This is a genomic window from Haloechinothrix sp. LS1_15, from assembly GCF_033042135.1.
Taxonomy (GTDB): Bacteria; Actinomycetota; Actinomycetes; order Mycobacteriales; family Pseudonocardiaceae; genus Haloechinothrix.
On sequence record NZ_WBXM01000020.1, the window covers coordinates 19,800 to 38,322 of the forward strand.

Here is an 18,523-nt window from a genome sequence, read left to right on the forward strand (position 1 = left end):
TTGCGCTTTCGTTGGTTGCGCTCAGCGTGTGCGCAGGTAGTCGTCGACCGCGCCTGCCACGGTGTCGACCTGGTGCAGTAGCTCGTCGATCACGCCCGCGTCGGCGACGAGCGGCGGCGAGAGCATGAGCATCGTGGCGCCGCGATCGTCCGGCCTGGTGATCAGGCCCGCGCCGGTCATCGCCCGCGGGATGACGCGCTGCAGGATCTCGGCCGACTCCACATCGGTCAGCGGGCGGCCGGTCGACCGGCTTCCGGTGAACTCGACGGCGTAGAAGAACCCGGTGCCGCGCCACTCCGCCACGCAGTCGTGGGCTTCGGCGATACCTGTCAACCCTTGCTGGAACATCGGTTCCAGCCGCCGCACGTTGCCGATGACGTCCTCGTCGCGTACCGCGCTGAGGTTCGCCACCGCGACCGCTGTGGACACCGGGTGCCCACCCCAGGTCGCCCCGTGAGTGAAGGTCCCTGCCAGCGGCGAGTCCAGCAACGCCGTGGCGAGCCCGCCACGGAGCAGCACCCCACCCAGCGGTGCGTAGCCCGATGTCGCGCCCTTGGCGAAGGTGATCAGATCGGGCACGACCCCGTACTTCTCGCTACCGAACCACGCGCCGAGCCTGCCGTACGCGCAGATCACCTCGTCGGCGACCAGCAGGATGCCGTAGCGGTCACAGATCCTGCGCAGCTGACGCCAGTAGCCCTCCGGCGGGACGAGCGCACCACGGGCGTTCTGCACCGGCTCGGCCACGAGTGCCGCCACGGTCTCCGGCCCTTCCTCCTCGATCGCCGCGACGATCGCCTCGACACAGGGCAGGTCGGCGGCGCTGCCACCCTCGTCGGTGACCGCGCCGAGCGTGTTGGGTACATGCCGGACACCCGGCATGAGCGGTCCGAAAGGTTCCTTGTACTTGTCGATGCCGGTGACAGCGAGGGCACCGAGCGTGGTGCCGTGATAGGCCATGTCGCGGGCGATGATCTTGGTTCGTTGTGGCTGGCCCTGGCTGCGGTGGTACTGGCGGGCGAACTTCACGGCCGATTCCACCGCCTCGGAACCGGAGTTCACGAAGAACACGGTGTCGAGATCACCCGGCGCCAGCTCGGCGATCACCGCAGCGGCCTCGGCCGAGGCGGGATGGGCCGCCGACCAGTTCGTCCAGTAGGAAAGCGACTCCATCTGCTTGGTGGCCGCCGCCGCGATGTCGGTCCGGCCGTGCCCGAGGTTCACGCAGAACAGCCCGGACAGCCCGTCAAGGAAGCGGCGACCACGATCGTCGTAGAGGTAGCAGCCCTCGGCCCCGGTGATCACGGGCAGCTCCGGGGATCGCCACACCGCGCCTCGGGTGAAGTGCGGGAACAGGTGTCGCTGCGCCTTCTCTCTGATACCTGGCCGGTTCATCCGGATCCCTCCATGCCGCCGTCCTATCCGCTGCCTGGCTGCCGTGCTGGCAGCTGTGATGGCAACCACTGTGCGGCAGGAACAGGACCCGCAACAGATCCAGAATGCTGCGATTTCGGGGGTGCCAGATGGCTCGCGCTCGCGGTCAGCCGCGTGTGGCGACCGCGAGTAGTTCCGCTGCGGGACCGACCAACTTGCGACCCGATGGCCAGACGGCTCGCAGGGTGCGACGCAGGTCAAGGTCTGCGACGGTGACTTCCACCAGCCTGCCTTCCACGAGATCGCCCGCGACCGCCAGCTCGCTGAGTACGGCAGGCGCCGCACCGGCGATGACCGCGCTGCGCACCGCCGTCGCCGAGCCGAGCTCGACCAGCGGCTCCACCGGCCCGGCCCCGGCACGTTCCAGCGCCCGGTCCAACGTCTCGCGGGTGCCGGATCCGCGCTCGCGCACCGCAAGCGGTACTGATACCAGTTCGCTGGCACGCAGCGGCTTGCGCCGTCGTGCCCACGGGTGCGTGGCAGCGACCACCACGACGAGCCGGTCGGTGGCCACCTTGCGGGTGGACAGCTCGGCAGGTGCGGCCGGGGATTCGACGAACCCCACGTCCACCTCGCCGGAGGTGACCAGCTCTGCGACCGTCTCCGAATTGGTCACCTGCAACCCGATGTACAGCGACGGCTCCGCCCTGCGCACCTCCCCGATCCACACCGGAACGAGGTGCTCGGCCAGCGTCATGCTCGCGGCCACCCGCAGCTCGGCGTCCCGCTTGGAACGCAGCGCCTCGGCCCCGGTAACCAGCCCGTCGAGCTCGTGCAGCACACGCTGTGCCCAGCCACACATCACGCGACCCGCCGGGGTGAGCTCGGTTCCTCGCCTTGTGCGGTCGACCAGGACGAGGCCGAGCCGCCGCTCCAGAGTAGACAGCCGCTTGCTCGCCGACGGCTGGCTGACGCCCAGCGCGGCGGCTGCCTTGCCGATGCTGCCCCACTCGCCGATGGTCACGAGCAACCGCAACGAGTCGAGGTCGGGAAGCCGGGTCATAACCGGAGACTATGACATCATGCGGCGATCGCGGCTACCCCGAGGCGCTCGACATCGACACCGTGGAGCCATGAGCCTCACGCAGCGCGAGCGCCTCACCTGCGGCACGACCCGGTCACCGGTCCTGCTGGGATTGCTGGTCACCGGTCTCGGCGTCGGGGTGTCGTACCTGGTCACTCTCGCGATACCCGTGGTCGGGATACTGACGGCCGCGATCGTGCTCGGGATCGCGGCCGGGAACCTGCCCGCACTGCCACGCCACGGTATGCCGGGCGTGCAGCAGGCCACCCGATGGCTGCTTCGCGGCGGGATCGTCCTGCTCGGCCTGCAGCTGGCGCTGCAGCAGCTGCTCCAGCTCGGGGCGGGAACGGTCCTCGCGCTCGTACTCACCGTGGCGATCACCTTCGCGGGCACGCTCGGGCTCGGCAGGCTGCTGCGCGTGGAACGGGGCCTGTCGGTCCTGGTCGCCACCGGATTCGCCATCTGCGGCGCTTCCGCCGTCGCGGCGATGGCCAGCGTGGTGCGGCGCAGGGACGAGGACGTGGCCACCGCCATCGCGCTGGTCACGCTGTACGGCAGCCTCGCGATCGTGGCGGTGCCGCTGCTCGGTCCGGCATTCGGTCTCACCGGTGCGGACCTCGGAGCGTGGGCGGGGCTGAGCGTGCACGAGGTGGGGCAGGTCGTCGCCGCGGCCGCCCCGGCTGGTGGGGCGGCCGTGACCGCGGCTGTGGTCGTCAAGCTCAGCCGGGTGCTGCTGCTCGCGCCACTCGTCGCGACGATGAGCGTCGTCGAGCGGCGCGCCACGTCCGGCGCGGGTGGTCGCCGCCCTCCGATCGTCCCGCTGTTCGTGCTCGGGTTCGTGGCCATGGTGGGGATACGGGCCACCGGCTTGGTACCGCCCACCGTGCTCGATGCCGCCGAGCTCGCCACCACCCTGCTGCTGGCTGGAGCGCTGTTCGGGCTCGGCACCGGCGTGCGGCTGCGCGCGCTGCTGCGTACCGGCCCCCGTGCCCTGTTGCTCGGGCTGTGCTCGACGCTGCTGATCGGCGGCACGGCAGCCATGCTGGTGCACCTGCTGGCGTGAGCACACCGCTCAACCGAGTACCTCGCGTACCGTCTCGCCGAGGCGCGCCACACCGGGAGCTATGGACTGTTCACCGATCGCGGCGAAGCCGAGCCGGATATGGTGGCGGTGCTGGCCGGGTTCGGCGAAGAACACGTCGCCACGCTCGATCACCACCCCGCGCCGTAACGCCCGCTCCGCGAGCCGCACGCCGTCCAGCTCCGCCGGGCCATCCACCCAGATGCTCACCCCGCCCGGCGGTGGCGCCACCTGCCACGGCAGGTGCTCCTGCAACGCCTCCCGCAACGCGCGCCACTTGCGTTGCAACTGGGTGCGCCGCCTGCGCACGGTTCGCTGGTACTGACCACCGTCGATGAACAGCGCCATCGCGCGCTGAGTGTGCCCGGATGGGTGCCGCACCCGGTAACGCCGCTGCCCACGCAGCTCGCGGATCAGCTCGGGATCGGCGACGAGGTAGCCGAGACGCAAGCCGGGAGCGAGAAACTTGGAGAACGTCCCCAGATAGACCACACGGTCACTGCCGGGCAACGCCTTCAACGCAGGCGTAGGGCTTCCCTGGTACCGGAACTCGCTGTCATAGTCGTCCTCCACGAGCAACAGCTCCGCCCGATCTGCCATGGACAGCAGCTGCTTGCGCCTACCGATCGACAGTGTGACGTTCGTCGGGCTGTGGTGGCTCGGCGTGACGTGCAGCATGGCTAGATCATCCATACTCGACTGTGGGATCAGGCCGGATGTGTCGACGGGGTAGGGCACGATACGCGCCCCGGCGCGAACGAAGATGTGTCTGGCGTCCGGGTATCCCGGATCCTCGACACCGATCGAGTCACCGTCGGTGACCAGCGTGTACGCCAGCAGATCCAGCCCCTGTTGCGAGCCGAGAGTGACCAGTACGTGATCCGGCTCGACCTCGATTCCCCTTGTGGGAAGCACCTCCCGGCACAGTGCCTCAAGCAGCATCGGGTCGTCCTCGTCGATACCGTCACGGAGGCTGTAGTGCACGTGCGGGGGTTCGAGCGCATCCCGCAGGGCGCGCGTCCACGCCAGCCGGGGGAACGAAGCCGGATCCACCTGTCCCGCGACGAAAGGGTACGGGTAGGTGTGCCAGTCGGTAACCTTCGCGATCTCGGGCATACGTGCGTCCGGCCTGCCGCGGAAATGACGCGACCACTCGACGTCCCGACCACCGTGTGCGCCCCCCTCCTGCCGCTGCATGTGCGGCACCATTTCCGGGTTCACGAACACGCCGCGCCTCGGCCGCGACTCGATGAACCCCTCGGCCAGCAACTCCTGGTACGCGGTATTGGCCGTGTTGCGCGAGATGCCGAGCTCCCTGGCGAGCTCCCGTGAGGAGGGCAACGCCCGATTCGGATCCAACGCCCCCGTGGCTATGGCGTGCTCGAGGGCCTTGCGCAGCTGCTGGTAGACAGGCTCGCGGCTATCGCGGTCGATCGAGACGAGCGTGCGCCCCATCGGTCGCTCCTCCACTGGATGGTCACAGTAGTGCTCGGGTGCTCGGAAACGGCCCGAGCACCCGGAACCGTGTCACATCCCGGCGGCGCTGACCAGGTTTCGAACGGATTTCGTTATCCACCCGCCACCGACGGGATAACCATCACTTCCGCGTTCTCCTCTACCGGCGCCGCGGTACCGCCGATCGCGCGACATTCCTGTCCATCCACATAGAAGTTCACATACCGCCTGAGCTCACCCTGCTCATCCCGGAGCCTTCTCTCCAGCATCGGGTACCGCGCACCGATTCCGTCCAGCACCTCACCGAGGGTGGATCCGGATGCATCGAGGTAGCCCGCGCCGTTGGCGAGCTCACGCAGCACCGAAGGCAGCCGCACCGTCACCGCCAACGCGATCACCCGACCACTGCCGCACGGACACAGAGCACATCGGGCAGGTTGCGCGCGACCAAGCGCCAGCTGTCGCCCTCGTCCGCGCTGGCGTACACCTCGCCACTGCGAGATCCGAAATAGATCCCTGCCGGTTCGGCGTCGTCGCAACACAGCGCATCGCGCAGCACCGCGGACCAGTAACCGTCCTCCGGCAGCCCGTTGTCGAGGCCCTGCCACGTCGTCCCCGAGTCCTCGCTCCGGTACACCCGGCACCTCCCGTCCTCCGGGAACCGCGTCCCTGACGAGATCGGGAAGCTGTACACCACACCCGGCCGACGCGGGTGGGTCGCGACCGGGAAGCCGAAGTCGCCGGGAAGGTCGTCGCTGATCGGCTCCCATCCGGCACCGCCGTCCCCGCTGCGGTAGAGCTCACCGTGGTTCTGTAGGAACAGCCGGTCCGGCTCGGTTGGATCCATGGCGACCTTGTGTACGCACTGACCGAACTCCGGATACTCCTCCGGTTGGAAATCGGCCCTGATCCCGGTGTTGGTGGGTTTCCAGTTCGTCCCGGCATCGGCCGTCTGGTAAACGCCACCGGTGGACATCGCCACGATGACTCGGTCCCGCTCGACCGGATGCGGGATCACGGTATGCAGCGCTTTCCCGCCACCGCCCGGGAACCACTGCTCCCTGTGGGGGTGCTCCCACAGGCCCCGCACCAGCTCGAAGCTTCGCCCACCGTCATCCGACCGGAAGAGCGCGCTCGGCTCGACGCCCGCGTACACTACACCCGGTTGGTTCTCTGGCCCCGGCGCCAGCTGCCACACCCCTTCGAGCGCGGCCCCGGTGTCCGCGGGGAACGCGATCGGCGCGTCATCCGGCTCGCTCCATGTGGCTCCGAAGTCATCGCTGATCACCATCGACGGCCCGAAGTGGCTGTCCAGCGCCGCCGCGAGCAGGCGAGTACCGCCGGAACGCGTATCGATCGCCACCGCCTTCACGTCGGCCAGCGGCAACATCGGCCCCGTCACCTCCCACTGCCGCCGGTCCCTGCTGCGCGCGAGCCAGAGTCCCTTGCGGGTCCCGACCGCCAGCAATACATCCATCGTCGACCTCCCGTCCTTCCGTCAGCCCCTCGCTCGGAGCGTACGCAGCGGCACCGACAACCTCCGCTGCTCGACACGGACCGGCGAACCGGACAGGAATCATCGGTCGTCGGCCGGACTCATCGCTCCTCCGGCGATGGCCAGCGCCTCGGCGAGGTCGCCGACCTCGACGGCGCGGATGCCGTCGGGAGGCGCCTCCGACCCCGCTGGGACGAGCGCCGTGCGGAATCCCATACGGGCCGCCTCCGACAGCCGCCGCGCCACGCCGCGCACCCGGCGCACCTCACCCGCCAGGCCCACCTCGCCGAGGGCGATCAGGCTGGCAGGCACCGGCCGCCCACTGTGTGCCGAGGCCATGGCCAGCGCGAGTGCCAGGTCCGCGGCGGGCTCGACCACCTTCATGCCACCGACGGTTGCCGCGTAGACGTCCCTACCGCCGACCGCCTTGTTCTGCCGCCCCTCCAGCACCGCGAGCACCATGGCGACCCTCGCGGAATCCAGCCCGCTCACCGCCCTGCGAGGCTGGCTGAGCGCGGACTGCGTCATCAGCGACTGCACCTCGGCCAGCAGCGGGCGCTTGCCCTCGATGGTCACCGTGACGGCGGTACCGGCCACCGGCTCCCGGCGCGGGCTGAGGAACAGCCCGGACGGGTCGACGATCCCGACGATGCCCTCGTCGGCGAGCTCGAAGCAGCCGACCTCGTCGGCGGGGCCGAATCGATTCTTCACCCCGCGCACCATCCGTAACGTGGAGTGCCGCTCCCCCTCGAACTGCAGCACGACGTCGACGACGTGCTCCAACACGCGCGGTCCCGCGACCGAACCTTCCTTGGTGACGTGCCCAACGAGCAGCACGGGCAGCCCTCGTTCCTTGGCAAGCGCGACGAGCGAGGCTGTGACGTCTTTCACCTGGCTGACGCCACCCGGGGCGCCGTCGACCTTCGGGGAGGACATCGTCTGCACCGAGTCGACGATCAGCAGCCCCGGCTCGATGGCGTCCACATGGCCGATCACCGCCGACAGCTCGCTTTCCGCCGCCAGGTACATGGCCTCGTGCAGGTTGCCGGTCCGTTCCGCCCGTAACCGCACCTGGCCCGCCGATTCCTCACCCGTGACGTACAGCGAGGCGCCGCCCGCTCCCGAAGCGGCCCAGCGGTAGGCCACCTCGAGCAACAGCGTGGACTTGCCGACCCCGGGTTCGCCTGCGAGCAACATCACCGCGCCCGGCACCAGCCCGCCACCGAGCACCCGGTCGAGTTCCGGCACCCCTGTCGATCGTGCTCTTGCCGCTTCCAGATCGACCTCAGCGATGGGCTTGGCGGGCGCGGAAGGGGCTCCCGCCGCTACCTTCCCGGTGGCTGGGGCGGCCTGCTCGGTGATGGTGCCCCACGCCTGGCACTCGGGGCACCGGCCGACCCACTTCGCGACCTCGTAGCCGCACTCGCTACAGCGATGATTCGTGCCTCGTTTCGCCACGGAAGCACACCGTAGTCGATGGGGCCGACCCACGCCGCCGAGCTCGGTGTCGCAGCTTCGGTAAGCGGCGCCGAGGCGCCGCTGCTCGCTATCGCGAGATCACTCCTGGACCTCGACCTCGGTGGAGCCGAGCCGGTCGGTCTCCTCGCGGTACTGGTCCTCGTCGAGTTCGAGCACGCGCTCGTCCGGCGACTCCGCGATCGGGGCGAGCACCTCGATGGTTCCCGCCTCACGGAAGGTCAGCTCGAGCGTCACGCTCTGCCCGGGGCGCACGGTGTGCTCGAGATCGTTCAGCACGATCGAGGCGGCGCGGACGTCGTCGGAATCCACCACCGCGGTCGCGGGCAACGTCTCCGGCCCACCATCGAGCTCGTCCGGTGTGACGACGAAGATCGCCCTACCCGCGAGCACCGTCGTCTCACCGTCGACGGTCACCTCGTCCGCCACGTTCGAGCTGACCGAGAGCAGCTCATCGGCCTCGTCGGCCCGGTTGGCGATGTGCATGGTCACCGGCGCATCGGAGCCGCCCCGGTAGAAGTGGTCCTCGGTGTCCTCCGGGTAGGCCAGCGTCGCGTTGCTGATCACGATCGAGTCGGTGTGCACACCCCCGCCGTCGACCGCGGGGAGCTGGGTGTCGGTCTGGGTGATCTGCCCAGCACCGCATCCGGCGAGGAGTAGCGCGGAACCGAAGGCAAGCCCGGTGCGCACGAGAGTCTGCGAACCGAACAAGCGCTCGTTGTGCTGGCCCACTGCTCCGGTGTCCTTCCTACGTCTGCGGCTCTGCCACTGGCTGCTTCGGGCCACCACGCCCGCCGACTGCACCAGCAGCCACGAGCGACCGCGCGGCCACCCGCGACCACGAGCCGGTACCACCAAACCCGTTCACCCGAGAGCGTAGCGGGCAGCGACCGCCGTTCCTCTTGCACCCCGGCTGCAGACCCCGCGAGAATCACACCGTTGATCCGAGTGGAGGCGAGCTGGTCCAAGGCTGAGCAGGCCGACGACCCCTGGACGTCCCGCGAGCTGGGTAAGCATAGCCATGCCTATGTTGTCAACCCCCGTCCACCCCAGAACCAAAGCGCTGACCTGCGACGACGAAGGGCGGGGCACTATGGGTGCCGCCACACAGCGTGCTAGGATAGGCACAGCGAAAGGGGCAGAGGACACATGGTTTTCAAAGTCGGAGAGACTGTCGTCTACCCGCACCACGGTGCTGCACTTATCGAAGCGATCGAGACTCGCGTGATCAAGGGCGAGGAGAAGCAGTACCTCGTGCTGAAAGTCGCGCAAGGTGATCTCACGGTTCGCGTTCCTGCCGACAACGCCGAGATCGTCGGCGTGAGGGACGTGGTCAACGATGATGATCTGAACCGGGTCTTCGATGTGCTGCGAGCACCCCATACCGAGGAACCGACTAACTGGTCCCGCCGGTACAAGGCCAACCTCGAGAAGCTCGCCTCCGGCGACGTGAACAAGGTGGCCGAAGTGGTGCGCGACCTCTGGCGGCGCGAAAAAGATCGGGGTCTGTCCGCTGGGGAGAAGCGTATGCTCGCCAAGGCACGGCAAGTGCTGGTCAGCGAGCTCGCCCTCGCGGAAGGTACCGACGAAGACAAAGCCGAAAAGCTGCTCGACGAGGTGCTCGACACTGCTCTGGCCTGACCTCATGGCAGTGCACGTCGCAGCGTGGCAGCACGCCGTGACGCGGGCGCGGTGATGCGCGTCGTCGTGATCATCCCTGCCGCTGGGCAGGGCACGCGCCTTGGCCTGCGCACGCCCAAGGCGCTGGTGCCGGTGGGCGGGGTGCCGCTGCTCGCGCACGCCGTACGCGGGGTGACCTCACGGGGGCGTGTCGGTTCGGTGATCGTGGCCGCGCCACCCGAGAAGATCGAGCCGTTCGCCGCCGCAATCGAGGGAACCGGCTGTCGGGTCGTCGCGGGTGGCCAGGACCGAGCGACCTCCGTGCGCCGCGCGCTGGACGCCATCGAGCCCGGATCCTGCGACGCCATCCTGGTGCACGATGCCGCACGGGCCTTCACCCCCGGCGAGGTCATCGAGCGGGTGGTTGACGCACTGGCCGCGGGAGCCCGAGCCGTCGTCCCCGCCCTTCCCGTGACCGACACCGTGAAAACCGTCGACGACAACGGTGTGATAGACACCACCCTGCGGCGCCAGTCGCTGCGCGCGATCCAGACCCCGCAAGGATTCCGCGAGGACGTCCTCCGCCGCGCCTACGCCACCGCCGAAACGACCACGAGCGGCACAGTGGAGCCGGTCGCCGCGACCGACGACGCGGGCCTGGTGGAGCGGCTCGGCGTAGCCGTCCACACCGTATCGGGACACCACCACGCTATGAAGATCACCGCACCGTTCGACCTCGCGATCGCCCAGGCCGTCCTCGCCCCACTTGCCGGGAACGGGGACGGCTCGTGACGCCGCGCGTCGGCCAAGGGGTCGACATCCATCCCATCATCGCCGGGCGGCCCTGCTGGGTGGCGGGACTGTACTGGCCGGAGGCCAACGGCTGTGCAGGCCACTCCGACGGGGACGTAGCCTGCCACGCGCTGTGCGACGCGGTACTGTCGGCAGCCGGGCTCGGTGACCTCGGCGAGGTTTTCGGCACCGGCCAGGGCCGCTGGGAAGGGGCACACGGCACGGAGCTGCTGAGCGTGGTCGCCGAACGCGTTCACGCGGCGGGCTGGCGGGTCGGCAATGCCACCGTGCAGGTCATCGGCAACGCTCCCCGGATCGGCACGCGGCGTGAAGAGGCGCAGCAGGCGCTGTCCGGCGCGCTCGGCGCCCCGGTGAGCGTGGCTGGCACCACATCCGACGGGCTCGGCATCACCGGACGAGGTGAAGGGCTTGCCGCGATAGCCACCGCCCTGCTACTGGACGGTGCGTGACCCGTACCATCGCCTCGTGGCCCTACACCTCTACGACACCGCGACCAGGAGTCTTCGCGAGTTCCGACCCGTCCGCAGCGGGACCGCGTCGATGTACCTGTGTGGTGCCACGGTGCAAGACACCCCGCATATCGGGCATGTAAGGGGTGCGCTGAACTACGACGTGCTGCGCCGCTGGCTGATCCATAACGGACTGGATGTGTACTTCGTGCGCAACGTCACCGACATCGACGACAAGATCCTGACCAAGGCCGCCGCGGCGGGACGGCCGTGGTGGGAGTGGGCGGCCACCCACGAACGCCAGTTCGAGCAGGCCTTCGACAGCCTGGGCTGCCTACCACCGTCGGTGACTCCCAGGGCCACCGGGCACATAACGCAGATGGTGGAGCTGATCGAACGGCTCATCGAGGCAGGGCACGCCTACGAGTCGGGCGGTGACGTCTACTTCGCCGTGGCCACCTTCGAGGACTACGGCAGGCTATCCGGCCAGCACCCCGAGGAGGTCCAGCAGGGGGAGACCGCCGCTGAGGGTAAGCGCGACCACCGCGACTTCACTCTCTGGAAGCGCGCCAAACCGGACGAGCCCGCCTGGTCTACCCCGTGGGGGCGCGGTAGGCCGGGGTGGCACCTGGAATGCTCGGCCATGTCGACGACCTATCTCGGCAGCGAATTCGACATCCACGGCGGCGGCATCGACCTGATCTTCCCGCACCACGAGAACGAGCGTGCGCAGTCACGCGCGGCAGGCGATGCCTTCGCCCGCTACTGGCTGCACAACGCGTGGGTGACGATCGCGGGCGAGAAGATGTCGAAATCGCTGGGCAACGTGCTGTCCATCCCGACACTGCTGGAGAAGGCCCGAGCGGTGGAGCTGCGTTACTACCTGATCCAGCCGCACTATCGGTCGACGGTGGAGTACTCCGACGACGCCCTGTTCGAGGCCGCGCAGGGCTACCGAAGGATCGAGCAGTTCCTGCGCAGGGTGAAGGACCGCGCCGGGGCGGTCCGGCCAGGCACGGTCCCGGAGGCCTTCGGCGCCGCCCTCGACGACGACCTCGCCACTCCGCAGGCATTCGCGGTGCTCCACGGCGCGGTGCGTGACGGCAACGCCGCCCTTGATGCGGGCGAGCACGCCACCGCAGCCGAGCACGCGGCCGAAGTGCGGGCGATGACCGGCATTCTCGGTGTCGACCCGCTCGCCGAACCGTGGTCGTCGGCTGCGGGCGGTGACACCCAGGCAAGCTCAGCGCTGGCCACACTGGTGGACCGCATCCTGAGCGAGCGCGAGCACGCACGGGCACAGCGGGACTTCGCACGCGCCGATCAGCTTCGCGACCTCGTGACCGAGGCGGGCATCGTTGTCGAGGACACCGCCGACGGGCCAACATGGACACTCAAGACACCGGCAAGGGACGAGTGATGGCAGGGAACTCCAAGCGCCGCGGGGCGGTCCGCAAGCCGGGCACGAAGAAGGGGCCGGTCGTCGGTTCCGGTGGGCAAAAGCCCAAGCGGTTACGCGGCAAGGGCCCAACGCCGAAGGCGGAGATGCGGCCGGGCCACCCGGCGCAGCGTCGCGCGCAGGCCAAGTCCCAGGCTGATAAGTCACGCAGCACCAAGAGCACGGGCCCGGATCTCATCGCAGGGCGCAACCCGGTAGCCGAAGCGCTCCGCGCCGGGGTGCCTGGCACGACGCTCTACGTCGCGCACGGCACCGAACCAGACGACCGGGTCACCACCGCGGTGCGGATGGCCGCGGACGCGGGCATCGCGATCCAGGAGGTGCCACGCCACGAGCTCGACAAGAAGACCGGTGGCGCGGTGCACCAGGGAATCGGTCTCGCGGTCCCGCCGTACGACTACGCCTCCCCAGCCGATCTCATGCGCGCGGCGCGAGATTCCGGTGACGCGCCGCTGTTCGTGGCGCTGGACGGGGTCACGGACCCGCGCAACCTGGGCGCGGTGATCCGGTCGGCCGCGGCGTTCGGCGCACACGGGGTCCTGCTCCCCAGCCGCCGCAGCGCGGGTATCACCGCGGTCACCTGGCGGACCAGCGCGGGAACGGCGGCCACCATCCCCGTCGCGGTGGCCCCCAACCTGAACAGGCAGCTGCGCTCCTGGGCGGACGACGGGTTGATGATCGTCGGTCTGGACGCCGAGGGCACAGTAGAGACCGACTCGCTGGACATCGCGACGGAGCCGGTGGCGGTCGTGCTCGGCTCCGAGGGCAAAGGGCTGTCCCGGCTGGTGCGCCAGACCTGTGACGTGACGGTGACGATCCCGATGGCCCCCGGCGTGGAATCGCTGAACGCCTCGGTGGCCGCGGGCGTGTTGCTGTCCGAGATCGCCCGGCGCAGGCGTGCTGCCGGCCGCACGTGACCGCACCCGGGACGGGTCTGACCTCCATGTCGGTGTCCCCGTGAGCTCCGGTAGGTTCGGCATGCTGCGGAACTGAGGGGGCCCGGCATGTCGTTCGCTTCACCACTGTTCCTGTGGTACTTCGTACCGGCCGTTCTCCTCGCGATACTGGTGTGCCCCCGTGGCTGGCGCAACGCCGTCATCACGGTCAGCAGCCTGATCTTCTACGCTGCCGGTGCGGGTGCGAGCACGCTGCTGTTGCTGGCCGCGCTGACCGTCAACTTCCTCGCCGGGCCCTCGCTGGAACCGGACGAGTGGGATCTGCGGCCCGAGCGGCGCAAGCGGCTGCTCATCGGCGTGATCACCCTCAACGTGGGGATCCTGGCGATCTGGAAGTACGCCGGGTTCGCCACCGAGACACTGGCCGGGTTCGCCCGGCTGCTCGGTGGGGACTTCCCCGTGGTGCATATCGCGCTACCGATCGCGATCTCGTTCTACACCTTCCACAACATCTCGTACGCGGTGGACGTCTACCGCGGTGAACGCAGGGCGGCCCGCAACCTCATCACCTTCGCCACCTACATCACGATGTTCCCTCAGTTGATCGCGGGACCGATCGTGCGCTACCGGGAAATCGCCGATCAGCTACCGCAGCGGCGCACGCACCGGCTGGACGACATCGCGGCAGGTTTTCCCCGTTTCGCGTTGGGACTGTGCAAGAAGGTCATCGTAGCCGATTCGCTCGCCCCGGTAGCCGACGCCGCGTTCGCCACCCCGCACGACGAGATGACCTTCGTCATCGCCTGGACCGGCGCGCTCGCCTACACGTTGCAGCTGTACTTCGACTTCTCCGGTTACTCGGACATGGCGATCGGGCTCGGCAGGATGCTGGGTTTCCGGCTGCCGGAGAACTTCGCCAGGCCGTACTCCTCTGTCACCATCACCGAGTTCTGGCGACGATGGCACATGTCGCTATCCCGCTGGTTCCGCGACTACGTTTACATCCCGCTCGGCGGTAACCGTTACGGGGCGTTTCGAACCTACCGGAACCTGTGGATCGTCTTCCTGCTCACCGGGCTGTGGCACGGCGCGGCGTGGACGTTCGTGGTGTGGGGCGCCTACCACGGGGCGCTGCTCGTCACCGAGCGCCGGTTCGGCCTGGACACCGCGCCTGCTGCGGCCTCCGCCCGCGTCTCCCGCCGCGCGGCGACCATGATCCTGGTCATCGTCGGCTGGGTGTTCTTCCGCGCCGAGGAGCTGCAGACCGCGCTGGTGATGCTCGGCCACATGCTCACGCCCGACCTCGGTGGGCTCACCCCGGCCGTGGCCGACGCGCTGACCAACCAGCGGCTGGTTATCCTGCTCGCGGCGGCGGTCACCATGGTGCTTCCTGGGCACCCCGTCACCGGTCCGCTAATCGAGTCCTCCCGGAAGCGGACAGCATCGCTGATCAGGACAAGCGTGATGACCGTCGGTCTGGCCTATGCCGCCGTGCTGATCGCGGCGGGAACCTTCACGCCGTTCCTGTACTACCAGTTCTAGCTCACCGCGACGGATGTCACGGCGACAACCGCGCGCGGACCGCATCCAGGTCGGCGGCGGGCACCCCCGCGGAGTGCAGGTAGCGCTCGGCGTCGAAGTCCGCGAGCACATCCAGCACCGCCGCGCGCGCGGTTGTGCCGTACCGGGCGAGGATCGCGTCGGCCTTCGGCCCCTCATCCTGCCTGCCGAGGGCATGGAACAGCGCGGGCATCGCCGCGCGGGACATCTCGTAGTCGGTGGCGATGGCCTCCGGTTCCGCACCGGCGAACGCGAGCAGCAACAGCGCGACCAGGCCGGTGCGGTCCCGGCCCGCCGCGCAGTGGAAGAGCACCCCGTCGGGCGGCGCCCCGGCCAACGTCGAGATCACCGCCGCGCACCGGCTCGCCTGGCGTTCGAGGAACGCCGGGTAGTACAGCGGGGTCCCGTTGAGGCCTGCCTGGTTGATGTCCCGCCAGAACGCAACGTCCTCGATGCCATCCAGCGGTACCTCCGTGTGGTCGATGCCGGGCGGGATGGGCGCGGTCACTTCCCCAGCGGCGAACTGGCCCGAGCCCGCCTCCCCGGTGGCAGGCCGCGGCCTCGGCCGGATCTCGTCCTCGTTACGCAGGTCCATCACGGTGCGGATCCCGGCTTCGTAGGCTTGCTGCCACCCGGACCGGGTGACGAACCGGAGGTCGGCCGCGCGCACGAAGGCGCCGAATCGTGTTGTTCCGCCACCACGCACCGGGAGACCGCCGAGGTCCCTGGTGTTGAAGAACCCCTCCCAGGAGCAGGCTCTCGCGGCGTGGTCGTCCATCGCCCGTGCCCCACCAGCCACAGGCATCCTCTCCCGTTCTCCGGCCAGGGCCGTCACCGCTCACGGCATCTCACTACCCAGCTACGACGGCTGTCAAGCGCTGCGTTTGACCAACCACCGCCCGGGCTGCCAGCCTCTGGGTCCGGGAGTCGTCACGTCCCCCAGCTGCCGTTGCGCGGCAGTACCAACACACCACAACGCACCTTCCCCACGGTCCGACCTTGCGTATCAACGATCTCGCCAGGGCAGGCCGCACGTGCCTGAGTCAGCCCGGCCGCGCCACCGCCACGCGTCGCGCTGTCACGGTCGTGCTGTCGCTCGCCCTTGCCTTCGCCGTCCATGTCGCGACGATCCACGGGCCGGATCACATCGGCTGGATCGGCAGCCCCGTCGTGGTAGTGATGCTGCTCGTCCTCGCCCGCTGGAGCGGCCTGACCTGGGGCGACGTTGGGCTGAGTCGGCGCACCTGGCGCTCGGGCGCGATCTATGGCGGTGGCGCCGTCCTCGCGGTGGCGGTGGTGTATCTCGCGGGCGTACTCCTGCCAGCCACCCGGAGCTGGTTCCTCGACGTTCGCTACGACATCCCCATCGGTACCGCGTTACTGACAGCGCTCGTGCTCATCCCACTCAAGACCGTGCTGCTGGAAGAGATCGCCTTCCGCGGGGTCCTGCTCGGGGCGCTATGGCGGCCGCTGGGTACCGCAGGGGCGATCGGGGTGTCCTCCATCCTGTTCGGGCTGTGGCACATCCCGCCGTCGCTGCAACTACTCGACCAGAACCAAGCCCTGAGCCAGGCGCTCGGCCACGGTGCCGGTGCCCAGTTGCTGGTGGTCACCGGCGCCGTCGCTTTCACCACGGTGGCGGGGCTGGTGTTCTGCGAGCTCCGCAGGCGCAGCGGGAGCGTGCTGGCACCGATCGGCCTGCACTGGGCCACCAACGGGCTTGGCGTGCTGGCCTCGGCGATGCTGTGGGCGGCGTTGAGCGGTTAACGGCCTCCGGAAAAACCCGGACACAGATTCAGCGCGGCCCGTCCGGAACTCCCGCGCACAACCTGCGATGACGGCGCCGCGCTGAATACCTGCTGAACGGCCGGTGGTCGCGGTGGCTACCGCTGCTGACCGTATTCGGCCTCCAGCACACCGGTTACTTGCAGCTACCGCAGCAACCGCAACCGGGGCCTGAGCAACTGTTGCAGCATCCACATCCGCCCATGAAGTCCTCCACAACTCGGCGTGAACGTGTCATTGCCATATGCGTATGACGCTACCCATGGGGCCGCGCGAGGCCACACCGCTGGACGGGGGATTCGCGGCGACGGCAGGGCGCGCGATGGTTACCCTGCGTCGCAGCTCCCAGCGGTGGTCTCCGGCACTCACCGGATCGGTGCCGCGAGACCGCTACTACTATCCACGCCATAAGCCCCGGCCAGCGGCGAAGGAGAGCAGTGGACACCGAGGCCGTCCTTGCCGACATCGCCGAGAACTGGCCGATCTACGCGGCCATTCCCTTCATCGCGGCATTCATCGGATACATCACCAAGCGCGTCGCCATCGAGATGATGTTCCGCCCGCTGCGATTCACCGGTATCCGGCCATACCTGGGTTGGCAAGGTGTCATCCCGGCCAACGCCGAACGCATGGCACGGATCGCAGCGGAGACGCTGACCAGGGACCTGGTGACCCCCAAGGAGATCTTCCAGCGACTCGACCCCGATCAGGTCGCCAAGGAGGTCGAAGGGCCGCTGCTCGACGCCGTCGACGACATCACAAGGGAGGTGATGGAGCAGTACCAACCCCACCTGTGGGAAACGCTGCCGCCCCGCGCCAAGCGGGTGCTGCTCATGCGGGTTCGCGCGGAAGCACCCAAGGCGATCGCCAACATCATGCGCGAGGTCGCGCACGACATCGACGATGTGCTGGACCTGAAGTACCTGGCCGTCAACAGCCTGGCACGCGACAAAGAGCTGATGAACAGGCTGATCCGGGACATCTCCCGACCGGAGATGCGCTTCATTGCCAGGTCCGGCATCTACTTCGGATTCCTGCTCGGTATCGGCCAGTCGTTCGTGTGGGCCGTCACAAAGGAACCACTGGTCATGCCGGTGGCCGGGTTCATCATTGGCTGGGTCACGGACTGGCTCGCACTGAAGATGATCTTCCTGCCGCGCGAGCCGAGGACGTTCCTCGGGATGTTCCGGTGGCAAGGGGTCTTCCAACGGCGGCGGCACCGGGTCGCCGCCGATTACGGCGATGTGATCGCCAGCCAGATCATCACCGTTCCCAACCTCATCGAATCCGTCCTGAACGGACCTAAGGCCGACCGGCTCTTCGAGATGATCCAGCGCGAGGTACGCCGCACCATCGACGCGCAAGCAGGCCTGATGAAGCCGTTCGTCGCCTTCGCTGTCGGATCCGAGCGCTTCCACGCTATGAAGGGCACGGCCACGAGGAAGGCAATGGAGCGTGTCCCCCAAGCCATATGCCACGCCGAGGAGTATGCCGTGGGTGCGCTCGACGTCCGCAGCACCATCGTGGAGCGCATGCGCAAGCTTGGGCCGCTGGAGTTCGAGTCGCTGCTACGCCCCGCCTTCCGCCAGGACGAGTGGAAGCTGATCATGGTCGGGGCCGTAATCGGCGGCCTCGTCGGCGAGCTGCAGGTCATTCTCATGCTGCACTAGGTCACCCGGGGCACATCCCACCACAACCGTTCTCGAACGTGTTTGCGAGTATCGAATATGCGTTCTATTGTGGGGGGTGATGGCTGGAGGGGTGGAGGTTGCGCTTCCCGAGCCCGGCACCGCGTGGTGGCGGGCCGAGCTGGGTGAGCTGGTCGAGCAGCTGCACGCGTTGGAGGTGCTGCAACGGCAGGCGGCGGCGATTCAGGGGGAGATCCTGGCCGAGATGGCTGATCGGGGGCCGTTGGCCGAGTACGGCTATCCCAGCCTGCCCTCGCTGCTGCGCGACGTCCTCCAGGCGGATCTGGC

At 68.7% G+C, this 18,523-nt stretch carries 17 protein-coding genes and 1 pseudogene; 10 read left to right on the top strand and 8 right to left on the bottom strand.

What is annotated here, in order from left to right; translation table 11 throughout:
- Positions 1-21: 21 nt before the first annotated feature.
- Positions 22-1,395 carry an aspartate aminotransferase family protein gene (locus F8178_RS19820; protein ID WP_317496369.1) on the bottom strand — a complete coding sequence of 458 codons (1,374 nt, stop codon included), beginning with the start codon at positions 1,393-1,395 and terminating at the stop codon, positions 22-24.
- 145 nt (positions 1,396-1,540) lie between these two features.
- On the bottom strand, positions 1,541-2,437 hold the full coding sequence (locus tag F8178_RS19825) for a LysR family transcriptional regulator (RefSeq protein ID WP_317496370.1): 897 nt from the start codon (positions 2,435-2,437) through the stop codon (positions 1,541-1,543).
- A 70-nt stretch (positions 2,438-2,507) separates the two neighbouring features.
- Between F8178_RS19825 and F8178_RS19830 the strand changes: the two genes are divergently transcribed.
- Positions 2,508-3,521: a putative sulfate exporter family transporter gene (locus F8178_RS19830; protein ID WP_317496371.1), complete on the top strand. Its 1,014-nt coding sequence runs from the start codon at positions 2,508-2,510 to the stop codon at positions 3,519-3,521.
- Positions 3,522-3,530: 9 nt separating this feature from the next.
- Here F8178_RS19830 and F8178_RS19835 read toward each other — a convergent pair whose 3' ends face one another.
- From F8178_RS19835 to F8178_RS19855, 5 genes are all read right to left on the bottom strand, one after another.
- Complete coding sequence (locus tag F8178_RS19835; protein ID WP_317496372.1) at positions 3,531-4,994, bottom strand: PLP-dependent aminotransferase family protein; 1,464 nt, start codon at positions 4,992-4,994, stop codon at positions 3,531-3,533.
- Positions 4,995-5,107: 113 nt separating this feature from the next.
- On the bottom strand, positions 5,108-5,392 hold the full coding sequence (locus tag F8178_RS19840; protein ID WP_317496373.1) for a MoaD/ThiS family protein: 285 nt from the start codon (positions 5,390-5,392) through the stop codon (positions 5,108-5,110).
- On the bottom strand, positions 5,389-6,471 hold the full coding sequence (locus F8178_RS19845; protein WP_317496374.1) for an exo-alpha-sialidase: 1,083 nt from the start codon (positions 6,469-6,471) through the stop codon (positions 5,389-5,391). The genes F8178_RS19840 and F8178_RS19845 overlap by 4 nt, the downstream gene beginning before the upstream one ends.
- A 99-nt stretch (positions 6,472-6,570) precedes the next feature.
- Positions 6,571-7,947: a DNA repair protein RadA gene (gene radA / locus F8178_RS19850; RefSeq protein ID WP_317496375.1), complete on the bottom strand. Its 1,377-nt coding sequence runs from the start codon at positions 7,945-7,947 to the stop codon at positions 6,571-6,573.
- Positions 7,948-8,046: 99 nt separating this feature from the next.
- The gene (locus F8178_RS19855) at positions 8,047-8,697 is read right to left on the bottom strand and encodes a copper chaperone PCu(A)C (RefSeq protein ID WP_317496376.1); all 651 of its coding nucleotides are present in this window, start codon (positions 8,695-8,697) and stop codon (positions 8,047-8,049) included.
- Between the two features lie 417 nt (positions 8,698-9,114).
- Between F8178_RS19855 and F8178_RS19860 the strand changes: the two genes are divergently transcribed.
- From F8178_RS19860 to F8178_RS19885, 6 genes are all read left to right on the top strand, one after another.
- Positions 9,115-9,606 carry a CarD family transcriptional regulator gene (locus F8178_RS19860; protein ID WP_317496377.1) on the top strand — a complete coding sequence of 164 codons (492 nt, stop codon included), beginning with the start codon at positions 9,115-9,117 and terminating at the stop codon, positions 9,604-9,606.
- Between the two features lie 54 nt (positions 9,607-9,660).
- Positions 9,661-10,377, top strand: a complete 717-nt coding sequence (ispD, locus tag F8178_RS19865) for a 2-C-methyl-D-erythritol 4-phosphate cytidylyltransferase (RefSeq protein WP_317496386.1) — start codon at positions 9,661-9,663, stop codon at positions 10,375-10,377.
- Positions 10,374-10,847, top strand: a complete 474-nt coding sequence (gene ispF / locus F8178_RS19870) for a 2-C-methyl-D-erythritol 2,4-cyclodiphosphate synthase (protein WP_317496378.1) — start codon at positions 10,374-10,376, stop codon at positions 10,845-10,847. The genes ispD and ispF overlap by 4 nt, the downstream gene beginning before the upstream one ends.
- Positions 10,848-10,863: 16 nt before the next feature.
- The gene (gene cysS, locus F8178_RS19875) at positions 10,864-12,267 is read left to right on the top strand and encodes a cysteine--tRNA ligase (protein ID WP_317496379.1); all 1,404 of its coding nucleotides are present in this window, start codon (positions 10,864-10,866) and stop codon (positions 12,265-12,267) included.
- Entirely contained in the window at positions 12,267-13,223 is a 957-nt protein-coding gene (gene rlmB, locus F8178_RS19880) for a 23S rRNA (guanosine(2251)-2'-O)-methyltransferase RlmB (protein ID WP_317496380.1), read from the top strand. The genes cysS and rlmB overlap by 1 nt, the downstream gene beginning before the upstream one ends.
- Before the next feature lie 87 nt (positions 13,224-13,310).
- Positions 13,311-14,744 carry an MBOAT family protein gene (locus tag F8178_RS19885; protein ID WP_317496381.1) on the top strand — a complete coding sequence of 478 codons (1,434 nt, stop codon included), beginning with the start codon at positions 13,311-13,313 and terminating at the stop codon, positions 14,742-14,744.
- A 16-nt stretch (positions 14,745-14,760) separates the two neighbouring features.
- Here F8178_RS19885 and F8178_RS19890 read toward each other — a convergent pair whose 3' ends face one another.
- A complete protein-coding gene (locus F8178_RS19890; protein ID WP_317496382.1) occupies positions 14,761-15,561 on the bottom strand; it encodes a tyrosine-protein phosphatase in 801 nt (266 codons plus the stop codon).
- 200 nt (positions 15,562-15,761) lie between these two features.
- Between F8178_RS19890 and F8178_RS19895 the strand changes: the two genes are divergently transcribed.
- The 3 genes and pseudogenes from F8178_RS19895 to F8178_RS19905 all read left to right on the top strand — a co-directional run.
- Entirely contained in the window at positions 15,762-16,529 is a 768-nt protein-coding gene (locus F8178_RS19895) for a CPBP family intramembrane glutamic endopeptidase (protein WP_317496383.1), read from the top strand.
- Positions 16,530-16,984: 455 nt separating this feature from the next.
- Positions 16,985-18,217, top strand: coding sequence for a DUF445 family protein (locus tag F8178_RS19900; RefSeq protein WP_317496384.1), 1,233 nt, complete (start codon positions 16,985-16,987; stop codon positions 18,215-18,217).
- Between the two features lie 79 nt (positions 18,218-18,296).
- Positions 18,297-18,523, top strand: a pseudogene (locus F8178_RS19905) (hypothetical protein); the annotation flags it as partial.

What these genes read in the sequence shown, in the direction of transcription:
- F8178_RS19820 (WP_317496369.1), bottom strand. Translation starts at nt 1,395, where the DNA reads ATGAACCGGCCAGGTATCAGAGAGAAGGCGCAGCGACACCTGTTCCCG.
- F8178_RS19825 (WP_317496370.1), bottom strand. Translation starts at nt 2,437, where the DNA reads ATGACCCGGCTTCCCGACCTCGACTCGTTGCGGTTGCTCGTGACCATC.
- F8178_RS19830 (WP_317496371.1), top strand. Translation starts at nt 2,508, where the DNA reads ATGAGCCTCACGCAGCGCGAGCGCCTCACCTGCGGCACGACCCGGTCA.
- F8178_RS19835 (WP_317496372.1), bottom strand. Translation starts at nt 4,994, where the DNA reads ATGGGGCGCACGCTCGTCTCGATCGACCGCGATAGCCGCGAGCCTGTC.
- F8178_RS19845 (WP_317496374.1), bottom strand. Translation starts at nt 6,471, where the DNA reads ATGGATGTATTGCTGGCGGTCGGGACCCGCAAGGGACTCTGGCTCGCG.
- F8178_RS19860 (WP_317496377.1), top strand. Translation starts at nt 9,115, where the DNA reads ATGGTTTTCAAAGTCGGAGAGACTGTCGTCTACCCGCACCACGGTGCT.
- ispD (WP_317496386.1), top strand. Translation starts at nt 9,661, where the DNA reads ATGCGCGTCGTCGTGATCATCCCTGCCGCTGGGCAGGGCACGCGCCTT.
- rlmB (WP_317496380.1), top strand. Translation starts at nt 12,267, where the DNA reads ATGGCAGGGAACTCCAAGCGCCGCGGGGCGGTCCGCAAGCCGGGCACG.
- F8178_RS19885 (WP_317496381.1), top strand. Translation starts at nt 13,311, where the DNA reads ATGTCGTTCGCTTCACCACTGTTCCTGTGGTACTTCGTACCGGCCGTT.